Genomic DNA, 25,807 nt, shown 5'->3' on the forward strand with positions numbered 1-25,807 from the left:
CGCAGGGCAGCAGGGTCAATACGCGTAGCTCGAATTGCCCGCCAGGGACGCGGCGACGTGATGGAAGTCCCCGCGGGCGGCGGTCACCGGCGCGAAGCGGGCGTGGGCGGTGCCATCGCCGAGCTGGCCCTCGCCGTTGGCGCCCCAGGCCACCACCTTGTCGTCGAGGATGGCGAGGTCGTGGCCGCGCCCCGCGGCCAGGTCGCGGGCCCCTTCGAGCGCGTCGATCGCCACGGGCGTGTTGCGGTTGGTCCGGCTCACGCCGGTGCCGTCGGACGGGTCGGACTCCAGCAGCTGGCCGTCCCGGTTCTCCCCCCACCCGTAAACGGTGTCGTCGTTGCGGATCGCGAAGCTGTGGTCCGCGCCCGCGGTGATCCTGCGGATGTCGCGCAGCCACCGGGCCTTGACCGGTTCGGCGCTGTTGGATTTGCCGGTCCCGTCGCCCAGCTGTCCCTTGAGGTTGTCCCCCCAGGTCCACACGGTGCCGTCCTCGGTGCGGGCGAGCCCGTGGTGGCACCCCGCCGCGATCTCGGAGATATGGCTCAGGCCCTTGACCTCCTGAGGTACGGATTCGGACTTCCGGTCGCCGGTGCCGAGTTGGCCCCGGGCGCCGTTCCCCCACGACCACACCGTGCCGTCCTCCATCAGCGCCAGGCTGAAGTCGCAGCCGGCCGCCACCTGCCGCGCCATGAAGATGCTCGGTACGCGCACCGGAGCCGTACTGTCGTCACCGGAACGGTTGTTGCCCAGCTGGCCGTCGCCGTTGTCGCCCCAGGCCCACACCCGGCCCTTGCTGATGGCCAGCGCGTGCGCGCCGCCCGCTGCGACATCGTTCACGTCCCGCAGCCCGTTCACGACGTCCGGGGTGCCCCGGTCGGCGCGGCTGCCGTTGCCCAACTGCCCGGCGGAGCCGTGGCCCCAGGCACGTACGGTTCCGTTCTCCAACTGCGCCACGGCGAAGGAGTCGCCGCTGCCCGTCCCTCCGGCGGAGATCCTGCGCACCTCACCGCGGTGCAGTCCCATCACCGGTCCCGGCGACCAGCGGTCTCCGGTTCCCCCACTGCCCAACTGGCCCGCGTCTCCCGCGCCCCAGCTGAACACCTCCGGTCCGGGAGCGGCCTGTGCCGGTCCCGTGACGGCCGGTCCGGCGAGCGCCGCCAGCACCGCGGCCACCACCGGCGCCACCCGCCGGGTGCCCCACCCCTTGCCCGACCTGCGCGTCCTGCTCGTCGTCCTTCGCAATCCACCCGTCCTCTCGTCAAAGGCGTTGTCCCAGTGGGCAGTTGACCAGAACCCGCCGGGCTCGGACGGATCATTGGATCGGGCGACTCCAGGTATGCGCAGACTGTCCTGCTGTCACCCCCAACGGGGTATTCGGTACCCCAATGGTCTAACGGACATATGGGTGAATCTGCTTGGGGTGCTATACGGTTCTCGCCGCTTGGCGATGACGCCGCGGCTACGCGTCGTTGGGGGAGGGGCGCTCGGTCCGTATCTCATCCCCCTTGCAGAGGAGGCGAGTTGAGAGAACGGAACCGGGCTCCCCCTGGCGGTCCAGGCACGGTGAAGCAGTCACGCTCCACCGTCGGCTGCCCTGCCTGTCATCCCCGGAACAGGGATTCTCCTTCGACGGTGCATGGTGCGGCGCCCGGGGAGGCGGAAGGGGTGATAAGGACGATCAACGCGCGGGAGGGGGCGGGTGTGGAACGTCAATGCCCCAGGCGGTCCAGGGCCTGTTGCGGATAGCGGTCTCCGGCCACGGCGTCGAGAGGGAACGCCGCCCGAAGCAGGGCGAGTTGCTCGGTGGTGAGGGTCAAGTCCGCGGCGGTGGCGTTCTCTTCGAGGTAGCGCACGCGCTTGGTGCCGGGGAGGGGCACGATGTCGTCGCCCTGTGCGAGCAGCCAGGCCAGGGCGGCCTGCGACGGTGTGCAGCCGATGCTCTCGGCGATGTCGGTGAGGGACCGTACGAGGGCGAGGTTGCGGTCGAGGTTGTCGGGGGAGAAGCGGGGCCAGCGCCTGCGGTTGTCGTCCTCGGTGAGCTGGTCCCGCGAGGTGAGCGATCCCGTCAGCATGCCGCGCCCGAGAGGCGAGTAGGCGGTGACCGAGATGCCGAGTTCGCGGCAGGTGGCGAGCATCTCTCCCTCGACGACCTCTCTGGTGAAGAGGGAGTACTCCATCTGCACGGCGCTGATGGGATGCACGGAGTGCGCCGTGCGCAGTGTCTGCGGGCTCACCTCGGACAGGCCCAGACAGCGCACCTTGCCGGCGGCCACGAGCTCCGCCATGGCGCCGATGGTGTCCTCGACGGGCACGTGCGGGGCGCGGCGGTGGACGTAGTACACGTCGATGTGGTCGACACCGAGCCTGCGCAGCGAGGCGTCGCAGGCCGTGCGGACGTGGGCGGGCGAGGTGTCGACCCGGTCGACCCGGCCGCTCGCCGGGTCGTGCCACAGCCCGAACTTCGTGGCGAGGACCACCGTGCCGCGGTCCCGGCGCCGGAGCCAGCGGCCCAGCAACTCCTCGTTGGCGCCGCGTCCGTACGCGTCCGCGGTGTCGAGGAAGGTGACGCCCAACTCGGCGGCGCGGTCGAGGGTGCCGAGGGCCTCGGTCTCGTCGGCCGGCCCGTAGGCGATCGACATCCCCATGCACCCGAGACCTACGGCCGATACGTCCAGCTCGCTGTGTCCGAGCCTGCGGTATTTCATGGTCCTCCTTAGGCGGTTCCCGCCATCCTGCCCTTCTCCGGCCGGGTCCGGCAGCGGAGTTGGCGAGGGCGAGGGTGATCGGCGAGGGACCGTCGGAGGGTGGTGGTGCGAGTGGGATGGCTGGATCTCGATGGCGGGGAGGCTTGGTCAGGCGTCGGGGCGCACCAGTGCGGCCAGGCGGTCGGCGTGCTCCTCGACGATGAGGTGCCCGGCGCCGGGCATGACGCGGAGTTCGGTGCCGAGGGTGGCGCGTACCGCGGGGGCGAGGCGGCGGGGAGGGAGGAAGACGTCGTGCTCGCCGGTGAGGAGGAGACGGGGGACGGGGCGCGGAGGCAGCGCGGCGGTGCCGGGTTCGGTGCTGGAGCGGGCGTGCCGGGCGACCAGGGTCATCCAGTCCACCAGCTCCTCGCGCGGTGTGCGGCCGGGCGCGTGCAGGGCGCGCAGGAGGCGGGCGCTGCTCTTCGGGGTGGGGCGGAGGTACCAGGTGGCGAAGGCCGTCAGCAGCGTAGGGGGCAGCCTCAGTTTCGTCAGGCCGCCGGGGGACAGCAGCACCAGCCGCTCGATCCGGGGCGAGTCGGCGGAGAGGGCGACGGCGGCGCCGAAGGAGTGCGCCATGACCACGACCGGTGCGGTCGCGAGGTGCTCGACGGCCTCGCTCAGCCAGGCGCCGTACCAGGACGACGTGCCGCCGGGGAGCGCGCGTTCGGCGGCGCTCAGGCCGGGCTGGCCCGGGATGTCCGCATCGCCACCCGGTAGCCGGCGGTGACCAGGGCGGTGGCGAGGGGCAGCGAGGTGGCGGCGTTGAAGTTGGTGCCGGGGACGTAGACGACCGTGGTCGGGCCGGAGCCGGCGAGGACCAGGTGGGTCCGGGCGCCGTTGGCGGTCAACGTCGTCCGCTCGTGCGGCACCGGCCATGCGGTCAGCCGGTCGTGGCACCAGGCGCGGAGGAGATCCCGGCCCCGCGGGCTGCGGTAGATCGAGTCCATCTGTGCAGTATCCGGGCGTACCGTTGGTGAGCTGGGCTCTTTGCCTCCCCGTGACCAGGTGACTACACCGGCGTAGACATAATCAAGCCAGCTGACTAAGGTATGCCTTCGCTAACTGAGGCAAGGCATACCGGCGAGGTCCGGCCGGGGAGGACACATATGTGGGACGACGCGTTTCCGAGCTTCTTGATCGGCTTGCGAGAAGGTCTTGAAGGCGGGCTCATCGTCTCCATCCTCGTGGCCACTCTCGTACGGGCCGGGGCCAAGTCGCGCCTGGCGCAGGTGTGGACGGGTGTGCTCGCCGCCATCGCGCTGGCGCTGAGCTTCGGGGCGGTGCTCACCTTCACCGCCGCCTCGCTGTCGGCCACCGCGCAGGAAGCCTTCGGCGGCACGCTCAGCGTCATCGCCGTCGCGTTCGTCACCGGCATGGTGTTCTGGATGCGCCGCTCGGCGCGCAGCCTCTCCGGCGAGATCAAGGAGAAGGTCACCGGAGCGCTCGCCATGGGGTCGGGCATGCTGATCGTCACCTCCTTCCTGGCCGTGGGCCGGGAGGGGCTGGAGACCGCGCTGTTCCTGTGGACCACGGCGCGTGCGGCCGGTGAATCCGCCGGGCCGATGATCGGGGCCGGCATCGGACTCGTCATCGCGGCCGGGCTCTGCTGGGGCCTGTACCGCCGGGTGCTGAAGATCAACCTCACCAAGTTCTTCACCGCGACCGGCGCGGTGCTCATCGTCATCGCCGCCGGCGTCCTGGGCTACGGGCTGCGGGATCTTCAGGAGGGCGGCGTACTGCCCGGCAAGACCGCCTTCGCCTTCGACCTGAGCCAGAGCATCGACCCGAGCGCCTGGTACAGCACGCTGGTGCAGGGTGTCCTCAACCTGACGCCGGCGATGACCTGGGTGCAGGCCGGTGCGTATGCCGCGTATCTCGTCGTGGTGATGGCGCTGTTCGTACGCGGTGTGCGGGCTTCCGACGCGAAGCCGGCCCCGCAGAAGGCGACGGAGCAGCAGCCGGGTGCGCAGGCCGGTCCCGAGAAGGCGGCGGTGGTGGCCGCGGCCACGGAGGCCGAGGACGGCGCGACGGCTGCCGAGGGCACGACGGACGCCGAACGGAAGCCGGCGGCCGAGGGCGCCGGGGAGTCCGCCGCCACCACGCCGGTTGCCGAACAGCCCGCCGCCGCGCCGCAGTCCGCGTCCGAGCCGCCCGCCGCCCCCAGGAAGCGGCCCGGCTGGCTCCTGCCGACCGCCGTGGTCGCCGTGCCCGCCGTCATCGCGGGGGGCATCGTGGCCTTCGGGAAGTCCAAGTCCGCCGACGCCCAGACCGTCTCGGTGTCGGAGAAGGAGTGCGGCAAGGGGTTCACCGCGCCCAAGCCGGGCCGGCAGACCTTCCAGATGCACAACACGGGCGACAAGACCTCCGAGGTGTACCTCGTCGACCCCGCGTCGAACGCGGTGTACGGGGAGATCGAGGGCCTGGCGCCCGGTACCACCCGTGATCTGGTCGCGACCGTCGCCGGCGGCTCGTACGCCTGGCGCTGTGTGCCCACCGGCGGCAAGGCCGTCACCTCGGCCGCCGTACGCGTCACCGGCGGCGGCTCCGCCAAGGCCGTGGTACCGGTCTCCGAGGACGATCTGGCCGCCCCGCTGCGCCAGTACAAGCAGTATGTCGATCAGGGGCTGGGCACGCTGGTGTCCCAGACGCAGCAGCTCAGCGACGACATCGCGGGCGGCGACCTGGACAGCGCGCGCACGGACTGGCTCACCGCGCACCGCACGTACTCCTCGCTCGGCGCGGCCTACGGCACGTTCCAGGACTTCGACAAGAAGATCAACGGGCGGGCCGACGGGCTCCCGGCGGGGGTGAACGACAAGGACTTCAGCGGGTTCCACAAGATCGAGTACGGGCTGTGGCACGGTCGGTCGGCGGATGAGCTGAGCGGGCCCGCGAAGCAGCTGAACACCGATGTCGCGGGGCTGAAGAAAGCATTCCCCACGCAGGACTTCGACCCGGGTGACCTGCCGCTGCGGACCCACGAGATCCTGGAGAACACCCTCCAGTTCGAGCTGACCGGCGACACCGACGAGGGCAGCGGCACCAACCTCGCCACCGCCGACGCCAACCTCTCCGGCACGCGGGAACTCCTCGGCGTACTGCGCCCGCTGATCACCAAGCGCGATCCGCAGCAGCTCGCGACGATCGACGGGGACATCGACCGCTTGCAGAAGCTGCTGGACGCCGCGCACCACGACAGCACGTGGACGCCGGTCGACAAGCTCGACGCGACGGCACGGGCCCGGCTGAACGGCATGACCGGTCAGCTGCTGGAACACCTCGCTCCGGTGCCCGACCTCCTGGAGATCCGGAAGTCCGCCTGATGACACCGGAATCCCGCCCGTCCGGCAGTCCGGACCCCCGGCCGGGGAACGCCGCACCGGCCGCCCGCCCCGCACGATCTGATGCACGCTCCGAAGGGAACCACGAGATGTCCGCCGAAACGCCCGGCCCGCAGGGCCGCTGCCCCGCCGACCGGCGCTCGTTCGTGAAGACCGCGCTCGGCGCCGGTGCGGCCGGAGCGGCGCTGGCCGGCGGTGGATTCGCCCTGAGCCGGGCCGGTTCGGCGTCGGCCGCCGAGACGGCGAACCCGGGCAAGGTGCCGTTCCACGGCGTGCACCAGGCGGGCATCGTCACACCGCAGCCCACCGCCGCCGCCTTCGTCTCGCTCCATGTCATCGCGGACAACCGCAAGGAACTCACCGACCTGCTGCGGACGATCACCGAGCGCGCCCGGTTCCTGACCGCGGGCGGTACCCCCGACGACCTCGGCGTCGGCGCCCCGCCGTCCGACAACGGGATCCTCGGGCCGGTGGTGCCCGCCGACGCGCTCACCGTCACGCTGGGCGTCGGCGCCTCGCTCTTCGACGACCGGTACGGCCTCGCCAAGGCCAAGCCGCGCCGGCTGACCCCGATGCGGACCTTCCCCAACGACAATCTCCAGGCCGCCGAATGCCATGGCGACCTCTCGCTCCAGATCTGTGCGGCGCGCCAGGACGTCGTGCTGCACGCGCTGCGCGACATCGCGCGGCACACCCGCGGCGCCATGCAGATCAAGTGGCGCATCGACGGGTTCCAGAACGAGCCGCGGCCGGCCGGGGCGCAGCGCAATCTGCTCGGCTTCAAGGACGGCATCGTCAACCCGGATGTGCGGTCCTCGCGCGAGACGGACCGGCTGATATGGGTCGGCGACCATCTCGGCGAGCCGTCCTGGGCCACCGGCGGCAGCTACCAGGTCATCCGGATCATCCGGATGCTGGTCGAGTTCTGGGACCGCGTCTCGCTCACCGAACAGGAGAAGATGTTCGGCCGCCGCAAGGACACCGGCGCCCCGCTGGACGGCGCCAACGAGAACGACGCGCCGGTCTACAGCAAGGACCCGCACGGCAACGCCATCCCGCTCGACGCCCATATCCGCCTGGCCAACCCCCGTACCGCGGCCACCGACGACTCCCGCATCCTGCGCCGCGGCTACAACTACGACCGGGGTGTCGACAACGTCGGCAACCTCGACATGGGCCTGGTCTTCTGCTGCTACCAGCAGGACGTCCGCCGCCAGTTCGAGGCCACGCAGACCCGGCTCATCGACGAGCCGCTGGTCGACTACATATCGCCGACCGGCGGCGGGTACTTCTTCGCGCTGCCGGGTGTCCGGGACTCCTCGGACTGGCTCGGCCGGAGCATGCTGGCCGCCGCCTGACGTCCCCGGGCCGCGCCGCCCGGCCGTGCTCAGATCCGCAGCATCAGCGGCGGCTGCGTCCCGTTCAGATAGTGGTCGCCGATGGCGCGGAGGCTGTGGGCGGGGGAGCGCTGGGCGGTGAGGACGCGGGCGTTCCGCCAGAAGCGGTCGAAGCCGGGGTCGTGGGCGGGGGTGCCGGAGGTGGCCGTCAACTCCAGGATCCGGGTGGTGATCCGGATCGCGGACTCGTTGGTGACCGCCTCCGCGGCGGCCACCAGGACCGCGATGTCGGCGCGTTCGCCGACGCCGAGGTCCGGGCCCATCAGGAGGCCCCGAGCCAGCGCTTCGGTCGCCGGTTCCACGACCGCCGCGGCGGTGTGGGCGGCGGCGACCAATTCGCCGTAGGCGAGGAGGAGATAGGGATCTCCGCCCGGTTGCTCCCCGTATGCGGCGGTGTCCGGGTCCTCGGCCGGCCGGCTGTGGGGGGCCGCGCGGCTGACGTCGCGGGCCTCGGCGAGCGCGCCCTCGACGATCCCCAGGCCGACGTGGACCAGCGCGAGGCGCAGTGCCAGCGGCGCGAGGGTGGCGTACGGGGTGACGTGGTGCTCGTCGCGGGCGGCCGAGCCGAGGATGCCGGCGGGCGGTATCGGCACGCCGTCGAAGGTGACGGTGCCGGCCCCGGTGAGCCGCTGCCCCAGGCGGTCGTGGGCCGGGTCGGTGGTGACGCCGGGGTGGGCCGGGTCCACCAGGGCGATGAGGGTGTCGCCGGTGGTGGTGCAGACGGCGCCGAGCACCAGCCGGTCGGCGACGCTGACGCCGGCGGCGAAGGACCGGCGGCCGTTGAGGAGATGGCCGGCCTTGGTGGGGGTGAGGGTGAGGTCGGGGGGCGCGGACCCGGCGAGGGCCGCGGCGCGGGTGTCGGATTCGGCGGCCGGGACCGTGGTGTCGCCGGCCAGCAGCCACTGTGCGGTGGCGGTGCCGCGTTCGAGCGCGTCGGCGGTTTCCGGGGTGCCGAAGAAGCGGGCGCTCCAGGTCAGCGCGTAGTGACGGCCGAGCAGTTCGCCGATGGAGCTGTCGGCCGCGGCGATCTCCCGGATGACCGCGCACGCGGTACGCCAGTCGCTGCCGCTGCGCAGCGGTCCGGGCGGGGTCAGCAGGGCCGGCAGGCCGGCTTCGCGCAGCCGGGCGAGTTCGTCGGACGGCGGCTTGCCGGCGCGGTCGCGGCTGAGTGCGTCGACGGCGAGATCGTCGGCGAGTTCACGGGTGACGCGCGGCCAGACGTCGTCCTCCGCCGGCAGGCCGGCATGGGGGGCGGCGGGGTGTGCTGCGGACCTCTTCGGCATGGCGCCGTTCACCGTCCTCCGGGCTTTCCTGGTTTTCCCACTGGATTGGTAGGGAATTCCCGATGATGCTGCTGAACTTGGTTCAGGGCAAGGGCTGTTCAAGGGGTGGACAGCGGCGTGTTGCATTTCGGACGTCCGACCGGTGCGCCGGTACCCGTCGCCGTCCGCCGGGGCGCGCTGGGGCCTGTCCGCCCCTGACCCACCGGGCAGGCCCTAGGGATTCGTCCAGGAGGCCGGGTCCTCGGTCAGTGCGGAGACCCGGGTGGGGAGTTCGGCCGTCGCGACATCGGCGAGGGAGACGCCGTCGAGGATCTCGCGGACATTGGCCCGCAGGGCGACCCACAGCGGGAGCAGGGACTCCGCGGGGCCGGTGTACGACAACTCCGGTGGGCGGACGCCGCGTACGGAGACCAGCGGGCCGTCCACGACGCGGATGACATCGGCGATGCTGATGTCCTCCGGGGCCTTGGCGAGGCGGTAGCCGCCGTTGCCGCCGCGCTGGCTGAGGACCAGACCGCCCCGGCGCATGTCGTTGAGGATGCCTTCGAGGAACTTGTGCGGAATGTCCTGGGCGTCGGCGATGGCCTCCGCCTTGAGCGGCCCCGCGTCCCGGGCGTGAGCGAGTTGCAGGGCCGCGCGCACCGCATAGTCCGCTCTGGCTGAAATCCGCATGGCGGCATTATCCCTGAGGGGAGGGGGCCCGGTCGCCTGCTCCGGGTTCCCCTCTCCCTGCCCTCCGGCCGTACTCGACGGCGGCGGCGTCCGCCGGGCGGAGGGGAGCGCCGCGCACCACTGCGCCCGCCGGTGCGCCAAGTCGCCCGCCCGGTGGCCGGGTGCCGGGCATTCCCCTTGACGTGGCGGGACGCCGGCTCGACACTCGTGGGCGGGAACCCTAGTGAACGGGTGGGAATCCATGGGGCACGCAGAGCTGGACGACGACCGCGCACACCGCGCGGCCCGGCGGCTTCCCCTCCCGACCCTGCTGACCTCGCGCCGGCACATCGATCTGCTGCGTGTGTGCAGCGCGGCAAGTCTCCTCACCTGAGGCGCCGGAGGGCGCGCGCCCGCAGCGCCGCGCCGTCCCCGTCGGACCCCACCACACCCCCCTCGTGTCCGATGTCCCGCTGTGCGGCGCCCGTCGCTCCCGTAACCCCCCACGCCCGTACGTGCCCATCCGTACGTCCGTGAACCGGACCTCGCCCCCAGGGACTCGTATGACCACCACCCCCGCCACCTCCGCGCCGTCCGCCGCGGCGGACGCGTCCAGCGCCGCGGCCTCGCTCCGCGGCCGGATCGGCGCCGATGTGCGCAGCGGCCACTACCCCGTCCCGCACCGCTACCGGCTGCATCTGTCGCTGTCCTGTCCGTACTGTCTGAGGATCGCCGTCACCCACAGCCTCCTGGAGCTCGGCGACACGCTCCCGGTGACGCTGCTGCCCGCCGTGCCGGACGCCCCGGACTGCGGATACTCCGCGCTGCGCCCGCTCTACGAGGCCAGCGCCCACCAGTACCCCGGATCGGCCGCCGCCCCCGTGCTCAGCGACGGCTGGACCGGACGGATCGTCAGCACCCACGCCCCCGACATCCTGCGCGACCTGGCAGGGCAGTTCGGCGCGCACGGCCCCGACCTCCACCCGGACCCTGCCCGCGACGAGATCGCGGCGCTCGACCGGCTCTGCGAGCAGCAGGTCAACGACGCCGCGCAGCACGCCGGCAGCCTCGGCGCCGGCCACCCCGGCTACGAGGCCGCCGTCGGCACCCTCCTGCGCGCACTGGCGTCGCTGGAGCGGCGGCTGGCCGGCCGGACGTATCTGCTCGGTGATGAAATCGGCGCCGCGGACGTGCAGTTGTGGGTGACCCTCGTCCAGCTCGACACCGTCCACCGCTGGCATCTGGACGCCGCGGCCGTGCACCGGATCGCCGGCCACCGCCGCCTGTGGGCCTACGCCCGCCGGCTGGCGGCGCACTCCGCGTTCGGCCGCCACCTCGACCTGGACGCCATCGCCCGCCGCCACCACGCCCGCTGCCGGGGCCGGGAAGCAGCCGGGGCGGCGGTGCAGATCGTGGACTGGACGGCACCGGCCGCCGCTACGCCCGACCCGCGTCCACGATCCTCAAGGGCAGCGACTTCAGCCCGTTGATGAAGTTCGACACCAGCCGCTGTGGCGGTCCGGCGACCGCCACAGCGGGTACCGCGGCGCACATCTGCTCGTAGAGCACCCGCAGTTGCAACCGGGCGAGGTGCGCACCCAGGCAGACGTGCGGGCCGTCGCCGAAGGAGACATGGGGGTTCGGGGCGCGGGACAGGTCCAGCCGGTGCGGGTCGGCGAAGACCCGCTCGTCGTGGTTGGCCGAGGCGTGGAAGACGACCACCTTGTCGCCGACGCGGATCCGGCGGCCGGCCAGTTCGGTGTCGCAGGCGGCGGTCCGGCGGAAGCTGAGCACCGGCGGGTGCCGGCGCAGCAGTTCGTCCACGGCGGTCGCCATCCCCACCGCGCCGCTGCGCAGCGCGCGGTACGCGCCGGGCTGCCCGGCCAGTGCCAGCAGGCCGCCGGGGGCCGCGCTGCGCACCGTGTCGTTGCCGGCGACGGTCAGTAGGAAGAAGAACATCTCCAGTTCGGGCGTGGTGAGTTCGGGATCCGCGGCGAGCACGGTCATGACATCGTCGGCCGGGTGCCGCCGCTTGTGGGCGGCCAGCTCGCGGGCGAAGGCGAACATGTCCTGGAGCATCGACGGGGAGCGCGGATCGACGGGGCGGCCGTCGGGACCGCCGGCGGGCGGTCCGGCCTCGTCCGGGTCCTGGTAGCCGATCACGCGGCGGGTCCAGTCGAGGAGCAGCCCGCGCTCACCGGGCGGTACGCCGAGCAGATCGGCGAGGTTGAGAGTGGCGAAGTCGTCCGTGACGGCGGTGACGAGATCGCAGACGCCGTCGCCGCCGGTGCGGGCCGCGGTGAGCGCCGCGGCCAGCAGGCCGCGGGCCCGGTCCCGTACGGCGGTCTCGAAGCGGTCGACCCGGCGGCGGGTGAAGGCGCGGCTGACCAGGCGCCTCAGCCGGCCGTGGTCCGGGGGGTCCTGATTGAGCATCATGCGGCGGATGAACGGCAGATCGGCGGGGTCGGGGTCGCGGATCTGGGTGGCGCCCAGGTGGGAGGAGAAGCTCCGCGCGTCCTTCAGGACCCGTACGACATCGCGGTGCCGGGTGACCGCCCAGAAGCCGGGGCCGGCGGGCCAGCCGAGCACTTCGTACTCGTCCTGCCAGGCGACCGGGTGCCGATCGCGCAGCAGCCGGTAGGCGGTGTGCGGCAGCCCGCCGGCGTAGACGCGGGGATCGAAGACGTCGGGGACGGCGTCCTGGGTCGCGGCGCCGGCGGGCCGGGGAGCCGGGGACGGCACGGGCGTCATCCGGCCGCCGGTCCGTCACCGCCGTGCCCTGCACCGTCCGCACCGGCGTCCCCGGCACCGTCGCCATCGGCCCGCAGGAAGTCCTCCACGGCCCGGATCAGCTCCAGCGGCGTCTCGTCCATGGCGTAGTGACCGGCCGACGCCAGCTCCACCAACGTGCTGTCGGTGTACCACTGCATCCAGGTCTGCCGGGCCAGTTCGGCGCTGAGCGCGGGGTCCAGCGCCCCGGTCACCACCAGCGCCGGCACCGCCGAGCCCTCGACCTCGGCCGCGAACCCGTCGCCGGCCCAGGAGTCCAGCCAGGCCCGGAACGCCTTCTGGTCGCTGCGCTCCAGGGACCGCCGCACCATCCGGTCCAGCCAGGCGGCGGGGCGCTGACCGCCGGTGGTGAGGTCGATGATGGCCCGCCGGTTCTCCGGGGTGTGCGCCGCCGAGGAGAACAGCTCCCACTGCGGCGGCGGCATCGGCATCCCGGAGGCGGGCACCGGCGAGATCCCGACGAGCCGGCGTACCCGGTGCGGCGCCGCGGCCAGCACCCGCTGGACGACGCTGCCGCCCATGGAATGGCCGATCACCGAGAACCGCTCCCAGCCCAGCCGGTCGGCCAGCGCCAGCACATCGGCCGCGCCCTCACCCGTGGTGTACGCACCGGTTTCGGCCCTGGCCTCGCCGTAGCCGCGGAGGTCCACCAGCGCGTACTGGAACGCGTCCCGGTCGAGGTCCGGCAGGACCGGATCGTACGCGGACCGGTCGGCGAACCATCCGTGCACGGCGATGACCTTGTGCGACCCGCTGCCGTGCAGGGTGTGGGGCAGGACGAAGGAAGCCACGCTCAACTCCAGACGTGTGACGGGAACGGCCGCGGGCCGCACACCACCGGTGGTGGACAACTCCGCCCACAGTGGACGCCACCGCGGCGGGCCGCAAGAGTGCCGCGCGCGTGGGCCGGGACCGGATGAGCCGGCGGCGTCGACGCCTCGACCGGGGCCGCGCGGCCCCGCGAGGTCGTCCTGGCGCCCCGCCTCGTCGTCCCCGGCAGCACCGGCCCGGCTGCCTGACGGTGCATCAATCCGGCTTGTGCGCGATGAGTTGGGCGGATCGGCACATCACGGCCGGTGCGGGTCCTCGGGAGGGGCGGCGGCCGGGAGGAGGCCCGCCTCGTGGGCGAGGAGCGCGGCCTGGACGCGGTTGTCCAGGCCGAGGCGGGTGAGGATGCGGTTGACGCGGCTCTTCACGTTCGCCTCGGTGAGGCCTAGGGCCTCGGCGATCTGGAGGTTGGAGCGGCCCCGGGCGACCAGGACCAGCACCGGGAGTTCGCGCTCGGTGAGGGTGCCGACGAGGTCGGTGGCGCGGCTGCGGCCGGTCCGCGGGCGCGGGGCACCGGGGACGAGACCGGCGGGCAGTGCGGTGAAGGCGCTGATGAGCCGGTGGGTGACGCTGGGGGCGAGCATGGACTCGCCGTCGGCGACGACGCGGATGGCATGGGCCAGTTGGTCGGGCGGGCTGTTCTTGAGCAGGAAGCCGCAGGCGCCCGCGCGCAGCGCCGCGTGCACGTACTCGTCCAGGTCGAAGGTGGTGAGGACGAGCACGCGGGGCGGCGGCTCCGGGTGCGGCCAGTCGGCGAGGATGCGGCGGGTGGCCTCCACACCGGTCATGCCGGGCATCCGGACGTCCATGACCACGACGTCCGGGCGGAGGGAGCAGGCCAGGGCGACCGCTTGCGCGCCGTCGGCGGCGTCGCCGACCACCGAGAATCCGGCGCGGCGGCCGATGACGGCGCGCAGCGCGTCCCGGACCATCTCCTGGTCGTCGACGATGAGCACACGGAGGTCGGGGTCGGTCATGACGGCACCTCTGGGTTGGAGGGGACTTCCCGTTGCGGCGGCACCGGCCGGGAGGCACCCGGGCTCGCCGGGGCGGGGACCGGGAGCGTTGCGCGCAGCCGCCAACCGCCGTGCGGCTGCGGGCCGGTGCTCACCGTGCCGTCGAAGGCCGCGACGCGTTCGCGGATGCCGATCAGGCCGCGGCCGGAGCCGGGCACGGGCCGGTGGCCGGCGACCGGCGGGCCGTTCTCGACCGCGACCGCCAGCGCCGCCCCGTCATGCCGCACGGTCAGCGACACGGCTGCCGGCCCCGCGTGTTTGAGGACGTTGGTGAGCGCCTCCTGCACGATGCGGTACGCCGAGACCTGGAGCGCGGGCGGGATGTCGCCGAGTCCGTCCTCGTCCAGCGTCGCGGTCACCGCGCAGCCGGCCGCCCGGACCGCGGCGAACAGCCGGTCCAGGTGCCGCAGCGACGGCTCCGGCGCCAGGTCCGCTTCCTCGTCCCGGGCGGTGAGCAGGCCCAGGATGCGGCGCATCTCGACGAGCGCGGTGTCCGCGGTCTCCGCGATCCGCGCCACGCCCCGCAGGTCGTCCCGGAGGGCGCCGCGCGGATCGTCCCGGAGGACGTCCTCGATGATCTCCTCGGTGGACCGCGCCTGTACGGCGATGGCGCTCACGTGGTGGGCGACCACGTCATGGAGGTCGCGGGCGATACGGGTCCGCTCGGCGACGACGGCCTGCCGGGCGTTGACCTCCTGCTCGGCGCGGAGCCGCTCGTTGGCGTCCTGCAACCGGTGATTGACGTCGTGCAGCCGGGCGTTGAGGTCGCGCAGCCGGCCGGCCTGGATGCTGATCCGCCGCCGCCCGTACCCCAGCAGCCAGGCGAGGGCGTAGAAGGCCGCGAACGTCGTCGCGGTGATCGGCTCCAGCGAACCGAGCTGCGGGGGCCCGGTCCGGCCGCTGAGGAGGTCCGTCACCACGGCCGCGACGAGCGACAGCACGGCCCCGGACAGGCTCACCCGCAGCGCGGTCCAGCGGGCCACCGCGTACACGCCGAAGACCAGCAGGAACGGCCCCGGCGTCTTCCCCGGCACGGGGGCCAGTACCTCGAAGACGATGAAGGCCGCGGTCATGGCCGCCAGGACCGTCCGCGGGTAGCGGCGGCGCCAGAGGAGCGGAAGGGTCTGAAGCGCCCAGAGCAGAACGCCGAGGGGGCCCGGTGCCGGGTGCCGGGCCAGCAGGGTCGCCACGTCGACCGCGGTCAGCCCGCCGCCGAGTGCGAGATCGGTGAGCCAGGGGCGCCGGCCGGCGAACCGGCGCCGCGCGGTGCGCAGGGCTGTCATGGGGTGTCTGTTCATGTCCGGGGGCCAGGCTAGCGAGCCGCGCGCCGTGCGGGATCGTCCGCGGGGAGGCGTCCGGCGGTGTCCCGGCGCATCGAAAGTTGCGCGGCCCCGCGGCAGATCGGCAGCCGGGACGAGGCGGCGCGGGCCTGCTCTTCCCTAGCGTCGAGTACAGGCCGGATGCGGTACCGCGCACCGGCCGGCGGACCGGCGACCGGCCCCGTGGACAGCCCCATGAGCCGGCCGCCGAACGAGCCGCCGAACGAGCCGCCGAACGAGCCGCCGGAAGAGCCGGCGGACGACCCGCTGCACACGCCCCGCTGCACACGACCCGATGAACGAGACCCGATGAACAAGGTGGAGGACATGCGCACCCATACGCAGACGCGCGACGACCGGGGGACGAGCGATGCCGGCAGGCGTACCGGGCATCCGGGGCGCGGCGTGCCCACGCCACCGGCCCGACGGCGCTACCCGGTGCTGGTGCTCGGCGCCGCGGTACAGCTGCTCGCGGCCGGCGGACGCTGGGACGTCGCCGCCGCGGCATGGCTCTTCCCGGTGCTCCTGCTGCGCTTCAGCCGCACCGGCCGGGTGGCGTCCGGCACGCTCTGGCTGTGGCTGGCCAACATCGCCGCGGCGGTGTTCTGGCTCTTCGAGTCGGCGCTGGGATTCAGCCCGGTCACCCTCGCGGGAGCGGTCGCGCTGGCCGCGCTACTGACCCTGCCGTTCCTCCTCGACCGGCTGCTGGTCCGCCGGCTGCGGCCCTGGATGGCGCTGCTCGTCTTTCCCTCGGCCCTCGTCGCGGCCGAGTTCGTGATCACTCAGCTGACGCCGTTCGGCAGTGCGTACGGCTCCCTGGCGGCCACGCAGTACGGCAACCTGCCGCTGCTGCAACTCGTCTCGGTCACCGGCTCCTACGGCATCGGCTTCCTGATCGCCTGGTGCGCGGGTGTGGTGAACCTGGTCTGGGAGACGGCCTCCTGGCGCCCGGTGCGCGGGGCCGTCCTCACCTACACCGCGGTCCTCCTGGCCGTCCTCCTCGCCGGTGGGGCCCGGCTCGCCTTCTTCCCCTCCGACGCGCCCACGGTGCGGATCGCCGGCATCACCGCCGAGTCGTCCGTGCTCCGCGCCCAGAAGGCGGCGTTCTCCCATGTCACCGGTGGGCGCCGGTCCGTCGCCGAAGCGCCGCCCGCCGGGCTCGAACCGGCCATGAACGCCGTGGAGAACAGCCTGCTGGCCGCCACCCGACGGGAGGCCGCGGCCGGTGCGAAGATCGTGGTCTGGCCCGAGGAAGGCGTCCGGACCCTGGCGGTGCACGAGCGCGCCGCCATCGCCGCGGCGCAGCACGAGGCCCGCCGCTCCGGGATCCACCTGGAGATCAGCCTCGGCGTCTACAGCACCACCGGACCGGCATACGGGCGTGACGAGGCGCTGCTGATCGACCCCCACGGCACCGTCCTGTGGACATACCAGAAGGCCCACCCGATCCCCGGTTCGGAGCCCTTCACCCCGGGCGACGGCAAGGTCCCCGTCGTCACCACCCCGTACGGCCGCCTCGCCGATGTCATCTGCTACGACGCCGACTTCCCCGGCATGATGCGGGTCCCGGCCGACATCATGCTCGTCCCCTCCCACGACTGGGCGGAATACGGGCGTCCGCACACGGAGAAGGCCGCCCTCCGCGCCATCGAGAGTGGCTACGCCCTCGTACGCCAGGACGCCGAGGGCGTATCGACCGCCTTCGACAACCGCGGCCAAGTCCTCGCCACGACGGACTACTTCACCACCGGCCAGCAGACCACGGTGGCCTATGTGCCGACGCGCGGTGCCACCACGCTCTACGACCGCATCGGCGACAGCTTCGCCTGGCTGTGCCTGGCCGCGGTGGCGGCTCTGCTCGCGGTGGGTGTGCTGCGGCCCCGGTCGCCGCGGGAGCGGACGGCAGCCGAGGGCGACCGTTCGCGTGCGCCGGCAGGTGAAATGCCGTACTGAGGAACCGCACAGGAACATGAAATCAGGGAGGAGGGGGCGCCATGGTGTCCACCGACGGGCTGCTCGCGTTCGCCGTGATGTCGCTGCTGGTGATCGTGACCCCGGGCCCAGTGCCAGTGCTGGGCGCCCCACATCGAGGTGTAGGCCGGGTCGACGGCGACGACGGTGATGCCGAGTCCGGCCGCCATGGACACCAGCCGGGCCCGCAGTTTGGAGGTGGGCACACCCTTGCGTGCCCCGGCCAGGGGCACGGTCTTGACTGGCGGAATGCTCCAACACCCTCTGGGCCCTGACGGCCGCCGCCGCCCGCGGCTGGCTCGGCCGCTCCGACCGCCGGCTGTCGCTGATCGGCGGTGCGGGCGGGCTGGCGATGATCGGCCTCGGGGTGGCCGTGGCGGCCACCGGCCGCGCGGACTGACACCGCCGGGGGCCGGGCGCGGACCGGGCGGAGTCACCGGGGCGCCGGCCGCTCACCGGTGACGGAGACCTGGGCGGGCCGCAGCAGCCGGTCGCCCACCCGGTACCCCTGGCGGAGGACGGCATCGCAGACGGTGCGTTCGGCCCGGGCGGCGGGAGTGTACGTGACGGCCTCATGGAGGGTGGGGGCGAAGGGGTCGCCGACCGTGGCGACGGACCGGAGCCCCAGGGCCGTCAGTTCCGTTCTGAGGACCTGGACGACGCGCCGGAACCCTCCGGTGACCTCGCCCTGGTCGGCGGCCTCGGCGATGGCGTCGAGCACCGGCAGCATCCGCGCCAGCACATTGACCACGGCGATCTCGCCGACCGCCAGCCGGTCGCGGCGCACCCGCCGGCGGTAGTTGTCGAACTCCGCCTTCAGGCGCTGGAGGTCGGCCGTACGCTCCTCAAGTTCGGCCCGCAACCGTTCGCTCTCCGGCTGTTCGGTGCCGGGCCCCTCGGCGGTCGGCTGCCCTGCTTCGGGGGGCGCCGGCCGTCCGGCGGACGGGCCCGGGCCGGGCGGCGCGGCGGACCCGCGGGGGCGGTCCTCCGGCCGCTGCCCGACGAGCGCCAGCGGGGGGCGGGGGAGGCGGCCGGCGTCGGTCGGGCGGTTCATCGTCCGCTCCCTTCCTGTTTGTCGTCGTCGACGATCTCGGCGTCCACGACGTCGTCCTCGGCCTTGGCCTGCTGGCCCGCGTGGGTGCCCTCGGCACCGCCGGCGGCGGCCTGCGCGGCCTGGGCGTCGGCGTACATGGCCTGGCCCATCTTCTGCGAGACCGTCGCGAGCTTCTCGGTGGCGGTACGGATCTCGGTCGAGTCCTCGCCCTTGAGCTTCTCCTTCAGCTCGCCGACGGCGGTCTCGACCTCGGTCTTCACCTCAGCGGGGACCTTGTCCTCGTTGTCCTTGAGGAACTTCTCGGTCTGGTAGACCAGTTGCTCGCCCTGGTTGCGGGTCTCGGCGGCCTCCCGCTTGCGGCGGTCGTCCTCGGCGTACTGCTCCGCGTCGCGGACCATCCGGTCGATGTCGTCCTTCGGCAGCGAGGAGCCGCCGGTGACGGTCATCTTCTGCTCCTTGCCCGTGCCGAGGTCCTTGGCCGTGACGTGCATGATGCCGTTGGCGTCGATGTCGAAGGAGACCTCGATCTGCGGGACACCGCGCGGGGCCGGCGGCAGACCGGTGAGCTGGAACATTCCGAGCTTCTTGTTGTACGCCGCGATCTCGCGCTCGCCCTGGTAGACCTGGATCTGCACGGACGGCTGGTTGTCCTCGGCCGTGGTGAAGATCTCCGACCGCCTGGTCGGGATGGTCGTGTTGCGCTCGATGAGCTTGGTCATGATGCCGCCCTTGGTCTCGATGCCGAGGGACAGCGGGGTGACGTCCAGCAGGAGGACGTCCTTGACCTCGCCCTTGAGGACACCGGCCTGGAGCGTGGCGCCGATGGCGACGACCTCGTCCGGGTTCACGCCCTTGTGCGGGTCCTTGCCGGTCAGTTCCTTGACCAGTTCCGTCACCGCGGGCATCCGGGTCGAGCCGCCGACCAGGATCACGTGGTTGATGTCCGCGACCTTGGTCCCCGCGTCGTCGATCGCGTTGTGGAACGGGGCCTTGCAGCGGTCGAGCAGGTCCGCGGTCAGCTGCTCGAACTGGGCGCGGGTCAGCTTCTCGTCCAGGTGCAGCGGGCCTTCGGGGGACGCGCTCAGGTAGGGGAGGTTGACGGTGGTCTCGGTGGCGGCCGACAGCTCGATCTTCGCCTTCTCGGCGGCCTCGCGCAGCCGCTGGGTGGCCATCTTGTCCTGGGACAGATCGATGCCGTACGCGTTCTTGAACCGCTTGGTCAGGTGGTCGACGATCCGCTGGTCCCAGTCGTCGCCGCCCAGGTGGGTGTCGCCGTTGGTGGCCTTGACCTCGACGACGCCCTCGCCGATCTCCAGCAGCGAGACGTCGAAGGTGCCGCCGCCGAGGTCGAAGACCAGGATGGTCTGGTCGTTCTCCTTGTCCAGGCCGTAGGCCAGCGCGGCGGCGGTGGGCTCGTTGACGATCCGGAGGACCTTGAGCCCGGCGATCTCGCCGGCCTCCTTGGTCGCGGTGCGCTGGGAGTCGTTGAAGTAGGCCGGGACGGTGACCACGGCGTCCGTCACGTCCTCGCCCAGATAGTTCTCGGCGTCCCGCTTGAGCTTCTGGAGCACGCGGGCGGAGATCTCCTGCGCGGTGTACCGCTTGCCGTCGATTTCACCGCTCTCCGGGAAGCGCCACTGCGCGTCGCCCATGTGCCGCTTGACCGAGCGCACCGTGCGCTCGACGTTGGTCACGGCCTGGCGTTTGGCGATCTCGCCCACCAGGACTTCCCCGCCCTTGGCGAAGGCGACCACCGACGGGGTGGTCCGGGTGCCTTCGGCGTTGGTGATGACCGTGGGCTCACCGCCCTCCAGCACGCTGACCACGGAATTGGTCGTTCCGAGATCGATTCCGACTGCTCGCGTCATGGTCATCTCCTCACCGTCAGGCCCGTTCCCGGCCCGGCCCCGATCCGGGGGCAGGCCCTCTCACCTGCTGATTTGGGGACCGGGACCGCTCCCTCATCTGCATAAAACGTGCCCCGATCCCTGTCAAGATGCACCTTTTCGGGGCAAATAGGCAGTATGTACTGACGAGGATCGGGCGGTTGCATGCTGTTACCGGATCGGGCCGGGTGCCCCGGACGCGGACTGACGAGGCCGCCCGGGAGCCCGCCGGCCCGGGGCTTGATAGACCGCGCCCCGGAACGGGGACGGATCCGGGCATGACCATCCTCCTCGGCACCTCCGGCTGGCAGTACCGGGACTGGCGCGGCGTCCTCTACCCGCAAGGCCGCCCGCAGCGGCTCTGGCTGGAGGAGTACGCACGGCACTTCGCCACCGTCGAGAGCAACGCCGCCTTCTACCGGCTGCCCGAGGAGCGGACGTTCGCGGACTGGCGGGACCGGACGCCCCAGGGGTTCGTGATGGCCGTCAAGGCCAGCCGCTATCTGACGCACATCAAGCGGCTGCGGACCCCGGAGGAGCCGGTCGGGCGGCTGATGTCCCATGCCGCGCACCTCGGCGACCGGCTCGGCCCCGTGCTGCTCCAACTGCCGCCCACCCTGCACGCCGACGCCGGGCTGCTGGACGCCTGCCTCGGCTGCTTCCCCGCCGGGACCCGGGTCGCCGTCGAGCCCCGCCACGACTCGTGGTGGACCGCGGAGATCCGTACGGTGCTGGAGCGCCACGGCGCCGCCCTGTGCTGGGCGGACCGCGGCTCCCGGCCCGTGACGCCCCTGTGGCGGACCGCCGACTGGGGGTATCTGCGCTTCCACGAGGGCCGGGCGGAGCCGTGGCCGCGCTACGGACCGCAGGCGCTGGCCACCTGGGTGCGGCGGATCGCCGAAGCCTGGCCGGACCGGGCCGACGTCCATGCGTACTTCAACAACGACCCCGGCGGGGCGGCCGTCCTCGACGCCGTGCAGTTCGCCCGCGCAGCGGCGGACGCGGGCCGCACGGTGAGCCGCGCCCCGTCCCCGGGCGGCTGCGCCGGCTGACCGCGGCCGGTCGCCACGCCGTCCGCGACGCCCAGCGCCCGCCGGCCGCCGCCCACTTGGAGAACCGACGCACCGCGCCGCGCCGGCTCGTGAGCCGGCGCCCGGGTCAGAGATGCGTCAACGTCTTCGAACGCAATCCCGGGATTTGCCGCCGTGAAGTGACGATGTCCTGGAGGACCCGGCACGCCGACCGGTGCCGCGGGCCACCCCCTCGGCACCGACCGGCGTGCCGCTATTTCCACAGAGGAGTGCGTGATGTCACGGGGCAGCGACAGCACCGGCGGGGCGGGGCCACGGCCCGGCCGGCTCAAGGTCTTTCTCGGGGCCGCCCCCGGGGTCGGCAAGACCTACCGGATGCTGGACGAGGGCCGGCGCCGGGCCGCCCGCGGCACGCATGTGGTGGTGGCCTTCGCCGAGTGCCACGGCCGTACCGCCACGGAGAGGATGCTCGAAGGACTCGACGTGCTGCCGCGGGTGACCCGCCACCACCGGGGCGCGGACTTCACCGAACTCGACCTCGGACTGGTGCTGAAGCTCCGCCCCGAGGTGGCGCTCATCGACGAACTGGCGCACACCAACGCGCCGGGCGGCCGGCACACCAAGCGCTGGCAGGACATCGAGGAACTGCTGGCGGCCGGCGTCGACGTGGTGGCCACCCTCAACATCCAGCACCTGGAGTCGCTCAGCGACGTCGCCGAGAAGATCACCGGAGTGCCGCAGTACGAGACCGTGCCCGACGAAGTCGTCCGCCGCGCCGACCAGATCGAGCTGGTCGACCTGCCCGCGGAGGGGCTGCGGCGCCGGATGGCGCACGGCAACATCTACCCGCCCGAGAAGGTCGACGCGGCGCTCTCGCACTACTTCCGGGTCGGCAACCTCACCGCGCTGCGCGAACTGTCGCTGCTGTGGGTGGCCGGCCGGGTCGACGAGGCGCTGCGCAAGTACCGCTACGAACACGCCATAGGACGGGTCTGGGAGACCCGGGAGCGCGTGGTGGTCGCGCTCACCGGCGGCCCCGAAGGCGCCACCCTGATCCGCCGTGCCGCCCGGATCGTGGACCGCTCCTCCGGCGGCGACCTGCTGGCCGTGCACATCACCCGCAGCGACGGCCTGGCCGGCTCCTCGTCCGCCGCGCTGGCCGGGCAGCGGCAGCTCACCGAGCGGGTCGGCGGCAGCTACCACTCGGTGGTCGGCGACGACGTCCCCACCGCCCTGCTGGACTTCGCGCGGGCGCAGAACGCCACCCAGCTCGTCGTCGGCGCCAGCCGCCGCGGCCGGCTCCGGCGGCTGCTGACGCCCCGCGGGGTGGGGGAGACCGTCGTCGCGCGCTCCGGCGACATCGACGTCCACACCGTCACCCACGAACACGCCGGCCAGGGAAGGAAATGGGCCACCCCCGGCAACGGGCTGCCGCGCTCCCGACGGGTGGCCGGGCCGGTGGCCGGCCTCGTCCTGCCCGCGCTCCTCACGCTGCTGCTGCGCGGCGTCTCCGCCCCGCTGGCGCTCAACCTCACCAGCGAAGCGCTGCTGTTCCTGCTGACCGTGCTGGGCGTGGCCTGCATCGGCGGGGTGGTCTCGGCGCTGCTCGCCTCCGTGACCACCTCGCTGATCCTCAACTACTACTTCATCCCGCCCCAAGGCGAGTTCACCTTCGCCGAGGCGAACATCGTCGTCGCCCAGGCCGCCTTCACCATTGTCGCGGTCACCGTCGCCGCCATCGTCGACCGCTCCCTGCGGCTGAGCCGGCGGGCCGCACGGGCGACCGCGGAGGCCGAGACCCTGACCTCCCTGGCCGGCGGCATCCTGCGGGGGGACCGGGCGGTCCCCGTCCTGCTGGAGCGCACCCGTGAGACCTTCGGTATGGACAGCATCGAACTGCGCCCCCGGCACGAGGAGTTGGAGCACCGGACGGACGCCGCGTCCGAACCGCCGCGCACCTGGCGCGTGGACGACACCCACACCACCAAGATCGCGATAGGGGACGACAGCGAGCTGGTGCTCACCGGCCGCCGGCTGCCCGCGTCCGAGCACCGGGTGCTCACCGCCTTCGCCGCGCATCTGACCGCCGCCGTCGAGCGCGCCCGGCTCGCCGAGGCCGCCGCCGAGGTCGAACCCGTCAAGGCCGCGGACCGGATGCGCACCGCGCTGCTCGCCGCGGTCGGGCACGACCTGCGGACCCCGCTGGCCGGCGGCTGGGCGGCGGTCAGCTCGCTGCGCAGCCGCGACGTGGAGTTCTCCCCCGAGGACCGCGAGGAACTGCTCGCCACCGCCGAGGAGTCCCTGGCCAAGCTCAGCCGGCTGGTCGACAACCTCCTCGACATGAGCCGGCTCCAGGCGGGCGCGCTGACCCTGCGCCTGGAACCGGTCGCGTTCACCGACGTCCTGCCGTCCGCGCTCGACACCCTGCCCGACTCGCCCCCGCAGGCCCTCGTCCACGTCGTGACCCAGGGGCTGGACACCGCTCCCGACGTCCTCGCGGACCCGCCGCTGCTGGAGCGGGTCATCGCCAACCTGGTGGCCAACGCGGTCCGCCACTCACCCGCCGGCCGCCCGGTCACCCTCGGCGCCAGTGCACTCGGCGAGCGGGTGGAGTTCCGGATCACCGACCGCGGCCCGGGGATGCAACTCGCCGACTGGGAGCGGGCGTTCGAGCCCTTCCAGCGGCTGGGCGACACCGACAACACCACCGGCCTCGGCCTCGGGCTCGCCCTCTCCCGCGGCCTGACCGAAGCCATGGGCGGCACCCTCACCCCCGAGGACACCCCGGGCGGCGGCCTGACCATGGTCGTCTCCCTGCCGGCGGCACCGGCCCCGGTGGCGGTCTGCGCGCACGAGGGCCACGTATGAGGCGTGCACGGCCGAGGCGTACGGGGCACGGGGCGGCCCGGCGCCGAGTCAGGAGTCCGCCAGCCGGGTCTCCTCCAGATCCAGCGAGCGTTGCAGCCGGCGCCGGGTGGTGTCGCTGATGAGGTGGTCGTCGTGCAGCCGCCGCAGCTCCGCGACCTCCACCGCGATCACCTCGCGGCGCAGCTGCCGGTAGGTCGCCGCCATGGACTCGACCGGGTCGTCCTCGTCGAGCAGTTGGCGGGTGAGGTCGAGGCGGGTGGTCATCTCGCGGCGGAGGCGCGCCACGAGGACGTCAGGGACCGCTTCCAGGTCGGCCATCTGCTCCAGATGCCGCAGACCGGCCAGCACGACCCGGTGCCGGGCCTCGGTCTCCTCGCGGCGGGTGTGCGCCGGCTCCAGCGCGACACCGGAGCGGCGGACGAGCGGGGCGAGGGTGAACCCCTGGGCGACCAGCGTGATCACGACGACGGACGTGGTCAGCACCAGGATCACCCCGCGCTGCGGGAAACCCGCCCCGCCGTCGGTGGCCAGCGGTATCGACAGCGCCGCGGCCAGCGGCATCACCCCGCGGGTGCCGGCCCACGACGTCACCGCCGCGACCCGCCAGGACGGCGTGCCCGCCGCATGCTTGCGGTGCAGTACGGCGGAGAGCGGGAACACCCACAGCATCCGCACCGTCATCAGCACCACGGCCAGTACGACGGCCTGCACCGGCCACAGCCGGTCCGCGTCCGTCAACGCCCTTATGAGCGACGGCAGTTCCAGCCCTATGAGGCTGAACACCACACTCTCCAGCAGGAAGACCACGGTGCCGTAGACCGCGTGCAGCTGGAGCCGCACGGGGGCGGTGGTCAGCCGGTGGCCGCTGCTGCCCAGCACCACTCCGGCCACCACCACCGCCGTGACGCCGGACGCCTGCACCGCCTCGGCGAGCACGTACGCCGCGTACGGGGTGACCAGGGCTATCACCGTCTCCAGGACCGGGTCCGCGGTCCGCCGCCGGATCAGCGCCACCACCCCCGCGACCGCCAGCCCCGCCAGCCCGCCGCCGCCCGCCAGCGCCACGAACTGCCCGCCGGCCGCCTGCCAGGTCACTACACCCGACGCCGCGGCGACCGAGACCGCGACCCGGAACAGCACCAGCGACGTGGCGTCGTTGAACAGGCTCTCGGCCTGCACCAGCACCTGTATGCGCGGCGGCAGCGCCAGCCGCCGGCCCAGCGCGGTCACCGCCACCGGATCGGTGCTCGCCAGCACCGCACCGAGGACGAACGCCGCACTGAGGGGGAGCGGCGTCAGCAGCGCGGCCACCGCCGCCACCGCCGCCGCGGAGAACAGCACCAGCCCGACGGCGAGCACCGTCACCGGCCGCCACACGGCCTTCAGATCCCGCCCGGACAGCTCCTCCGCCGACGCGTACAGCAACGGCGGCAGCACCACCGTGCCGATCACCTCGGGCGTCACATGGACGTCGGGCACCCCGGGCAGCATGCCCACCACCAGACCGGCCACCACCAGCAGCGACGGGGCGGGGATGCGCCAGCGGCGGGCACCGGTGGCCACCGCCGTCGCGAGCACCACCAGGAAGAGCACGGTAGCGACACTGTGCACGGAGCGCCCCCTCGAAC

General features: G+C 73.0%; 20 protein-coding genes and 1 pseudogene. 8 read left to right on the plus strand and 13 right to left on the minus strand.

Annotated features, from left to right (window positions below):
* Positions 1-15: 15 nt before the first annotated feature.
* The 4 genes from IEZ17_RS19445 to IEZ17_RS42530 form a co-directional block, all read right to left on the minus strand.
* Positions 16-1,242 (minus strand): RCC1 domain-containing protein, encoded by a 1,227-nt coding sequence (locus IEZ17_RS19445; RefSeq protein WP_229852395.1) that lies wholly within the window; start codon positions 1,240-1,242, stop codon positions 16-18.
* 467 nt (positions 1,243-1,709) lie between these two features.
* The gene (locus tag IEZ17_RS19450; RefSeq protein WP_189301805.1) at positions 1,710-2,705 is read right to left on the minus strand and encodes an aldo/keto reductase; all 996 of its coding nucleotides are present in this window, start codon (positions 2,703-2,705) and stop codon (positions 1,710-1,712) included.
* A 147-nt stretch (positions 2,706-2,852) separates the two neighbouring features.
* Positions 2,853-3,440 carry an alpha/beta fold hydrolase gene (locus IEZ17_RS19455; RefSeq protein WP_229852418.1) on the minus strand — a complete coding sequence of 196 codons (588 nt, stop codon included), beginning with the start codon at positions 3,438-3,440 and terminating at the stop codon, positions 2,853-2,855.
* The gene (locus IEZ17_RS42530) at positions 3,419-3,691 is read right to left on the minus strand and encodes a hypothetical protein (RefSeq protein ID WP_229852419.1); all 273 of its coding nucleotides are present in this window, start codon (positions 3,689-3,691) and stop codon (positions 3,419-3,421) included. The genes IEZ17_RS19455 and IEZ17_RS42530 overlap by 22 nt, the downstream gene beginning before the upstream one ends.
* Positions 3,692-3,850: 159 nt before the next feature.
* Here IEZ17_RS42530 and efeU point away from each other — a divergent pair, with 159 nt between their 5' ends.
* Both efeU and efeB read left to right on the plus strand, forming a co-directional pair.
* Positions 3,851-6,067: an iron uptake transporter permease EfeU gene (efeU, locus tag IEZ17_RS19460; RefSeq protein WP_189301809.1), complete on the plus strand. Its 2,217-nt coding sequence runs from the start codon at positions 3,851-3,853 to the stop codon at positions 6,065-6,067.
* Between the two features lie 107 nt (positions 6,068-6,174).
* Positions 6,175-7,443, plus strand: a complete 1,269-nt coding sequence (efeB, locus tag IEZ17_RS19465; RefSeq protein ID WP_189301811.1) for an iron uptake transporter deferrochelatase/peroxidase subunit — start codon at positions 6,175-6,177, stop codon at positions 7,441-7,443.
* A gap of 29 nt (positions 7,444-7,472) precedes the next feature.
* On the opposite strand, the gene IEZ17_RS19470 is transcribed toward efeB, so the two are convergent.
* Both IEZ17_RS19470 and IEZ17_RS19475 read right to left on the minus strand, forming a co-directional pair.
* On the minus strand, positions 7,473-8,765 hold the full coding sequence (locus tag IEZ17_RS19470; RefSeq protein WP_189301813.1) for an acyl-CoA dehydrogenase family protein: 1,293 nt from the start codon (positions 8,763-8,765) through the stop codon (positions 7,473-7,475).
* Between the two features lie 213 nt (positions 8,766-8,978).
* Complete coding sequence (locus tag IEZ17_RS19475) at positions 8,979-9,437, minus strand: RrF2 family transcriptional regulator (RefSeq protein ID WP_189301815.1); 459 nt, start codon at positions 9,435-9,437, stop codon at positions 8,979-8,981.
* A 241-nt stretch (positions 9,438-9,678) separates the two neighbouring features.
* Between IEZ17_RS19475 and IEZ17_RS43885 the strand changes: the two genes are divergently transcribed.
* Both IEZ17_RS43885 and IEZ17_RS19480 read left to right on the plus strand, forming a co-directional pair.
* On the plus strand, positions 9,679-9,810 hold the full coding sequence (locus IEZ17_RS43885) for a hypothetical protein (RefSeq protein WP_268249831.1): 132 nt from the start codon (positions 9,679-9,681) through the stop codon (positions 9,808-9,810).
* Between the two features lie 169 nt (positions 9,811-9,979).
* Positions 9,980-10,906: a glutathione S-transferase C-terminal domain-containing protein gene (locus IEZ17_RS19480; protein WP_189301817.1), complete on the plus strand. Its 927-nt coding sequence runs from the start codon at positions 9,980-9,982 to the stop codon at positions 10,904-10,906.
* On the opposite strand, the gene IEZ17_RS19485 is transcribed toward IEZ17_RS19480, so the two are convergent.
* The 4 genes from IEZ17_RS19485 to IEZ17_RS19500 all read right to left on the minus strand — a co-directional run bounded on the left by IEZ17_RS19485 (position 10,854) and on the right by IEZ17_RS19500 (position 15,333).
* Complete coding sequence (locus tag IEZ17_RS19485) at positions 10,854-12,167, minus strand: cytochrome P450 (RefSeq protein WP_189301819.1); 1,314 nt, start codon at positions 12,165-12,167, stop codon at positions 10,854-10,856. The genes IEZ17_RS19480 and IEZ17_RS19485 overlap by 53 nt on opposite strands.
* On the minus strand, positions 12,164-12,997 hold the full coding sequence (locus IEZ17_RS19490) for an alpha/beta fold hydrolase (protein WP_189301821.1): 834 nt from the start codon (positions 12,995-12,997) through the stop codon (positions 12,164-12,166). Before IEZ17_RS19490 ends, IEZ17_RS19485 begins: the two co-directional genes overlap by 4 nt.
* 276 nt (positions 12,998-13,273) lie before the next feature.
* Positions 13,274-14,011: a response regulator transcription factor gene (locus IEZ17_RS19495; RefSeq protein WP_189301823.1), complete on the minus strand. Its 738-nt coding sequence runs from the start codon at positions 14,009-14,011 to the stop codon at positions 13,274-13,276.
* Positions 14,008-15,333 carry a sensor histidine kinase gene (locus IEZ17_RS19500; protein ID WP_229852396.1) on the minus strand — a complete coding sequence of 442 codons (1,326 nt, stop codon included), beginning with the start codon at positions 15,331-15,333 and terminating at the stop codon, positions 14,008-14,010. Before IEZ17_RS19500 ends, IEZ17_RS19495 begins: the two co-directional genes overlap by 4 nt.
* 231 nt (positions 15,334-15,564) lie before the next feature.
* Between IEZ17_RS19500 and IEZ17_RS19505 the strand changes: the two genes are divergently transcribed.
* Entirely contained in the window at positions 15,565-17,322 is a 1,758-nt protein-coding gene (locus IEZ17_RS19505; protein ID WP_229852398.1) for a nitrilase-related carbon-nitrogen hydrolase, read from the plus strand.
* Positions 17,323-17,593: 271 nt separating this feature from the next.
* Positions 17,594-17,740: pseudogene (locus IEZ17_RS42535) on the plus strand (LysE family translocator); the annotation flags it as partial.
* A gap of 33 nt (positions 17,741-17,773) precedes the next feature.
* Here the strand turns inward: IEZ17_RS42535 and grpE are convergent.
* A complete protein-coding gene (gene grpE / locus IEZ17_RS19510; RefSeq protein ID WP_189301827.1) occupies positions 17,774-18,394 on the minus strand; it encodes a nucleotide exchange factor GrpE in 621 nt (206 codons plus the stop codon).
* Complete coding sequence (gene dnaK, locus IEZ17_RS19515; protein WP_189301829.1) at positions 18,391-20,262, minus strand: molecular chaperone DnaK; 1,872 nt, start codon at positions 20,260-20,262, stop codon at positions 18,391-18,393. Before dnaK ends, grpE begins: the two co-directional genes overlap by 4 nt.
* Before the next feature lie 296 nt (positions 20,263-20,558).
* On the opposite strand from dnaK, the gene IEZ17_RS19520 reads away from it, so the two are divergent.
* A complete protein-coding gene (locus tag IEZ17_RS19520; RefSeq protein WP_189301831.1) occupies positions 20,559-21,332 on the plus strand; it encodes a DUF72 domain-containing protein in 774 nt (257 codons plus the stop codon).
* 255 nt (positions 21,333-21,587) lie between these two features.
* Positions 21,588-24,179 (plus strand): sensor histidine kinase, encoded by a 2,592-nt coding sequence (locus IEZ17_RS19525; RefSeq protein ID WP_189301833.1) that lies wholly within the window; start codon positions 21,588-21,590, stop codon positions 24,177-24,179.
* A 48-nt stretch (positions 24,180-24,227) separates the two neighbouring features.
* Here the strand turns inward: IEZ17_RS19525 and IEZ17_RS19530 are convergent, their stop codons facing one another.
* A complete protein-coding gene (locus IEZ17_RS19530; RefSeq protein WP_189301835.1) occupies positions 24,228-25,790 on the minus strand; it encodes a Na+/H+ antiporter in 1,563 nt (520 codons plus the stop codon).
* Between the last annotated feature and the right edge of the window lie 17 nt (positions 25,791-25,807).

It is taken from the genome of Streptomyces albospinus, assembly GCF_014648695.1.
GTDB lineage: Bacteria > Actinomycetota > Actinomycetes > Streptomycetales > Streptomycetaceae > Streptomyces > Streptomyces albospinus.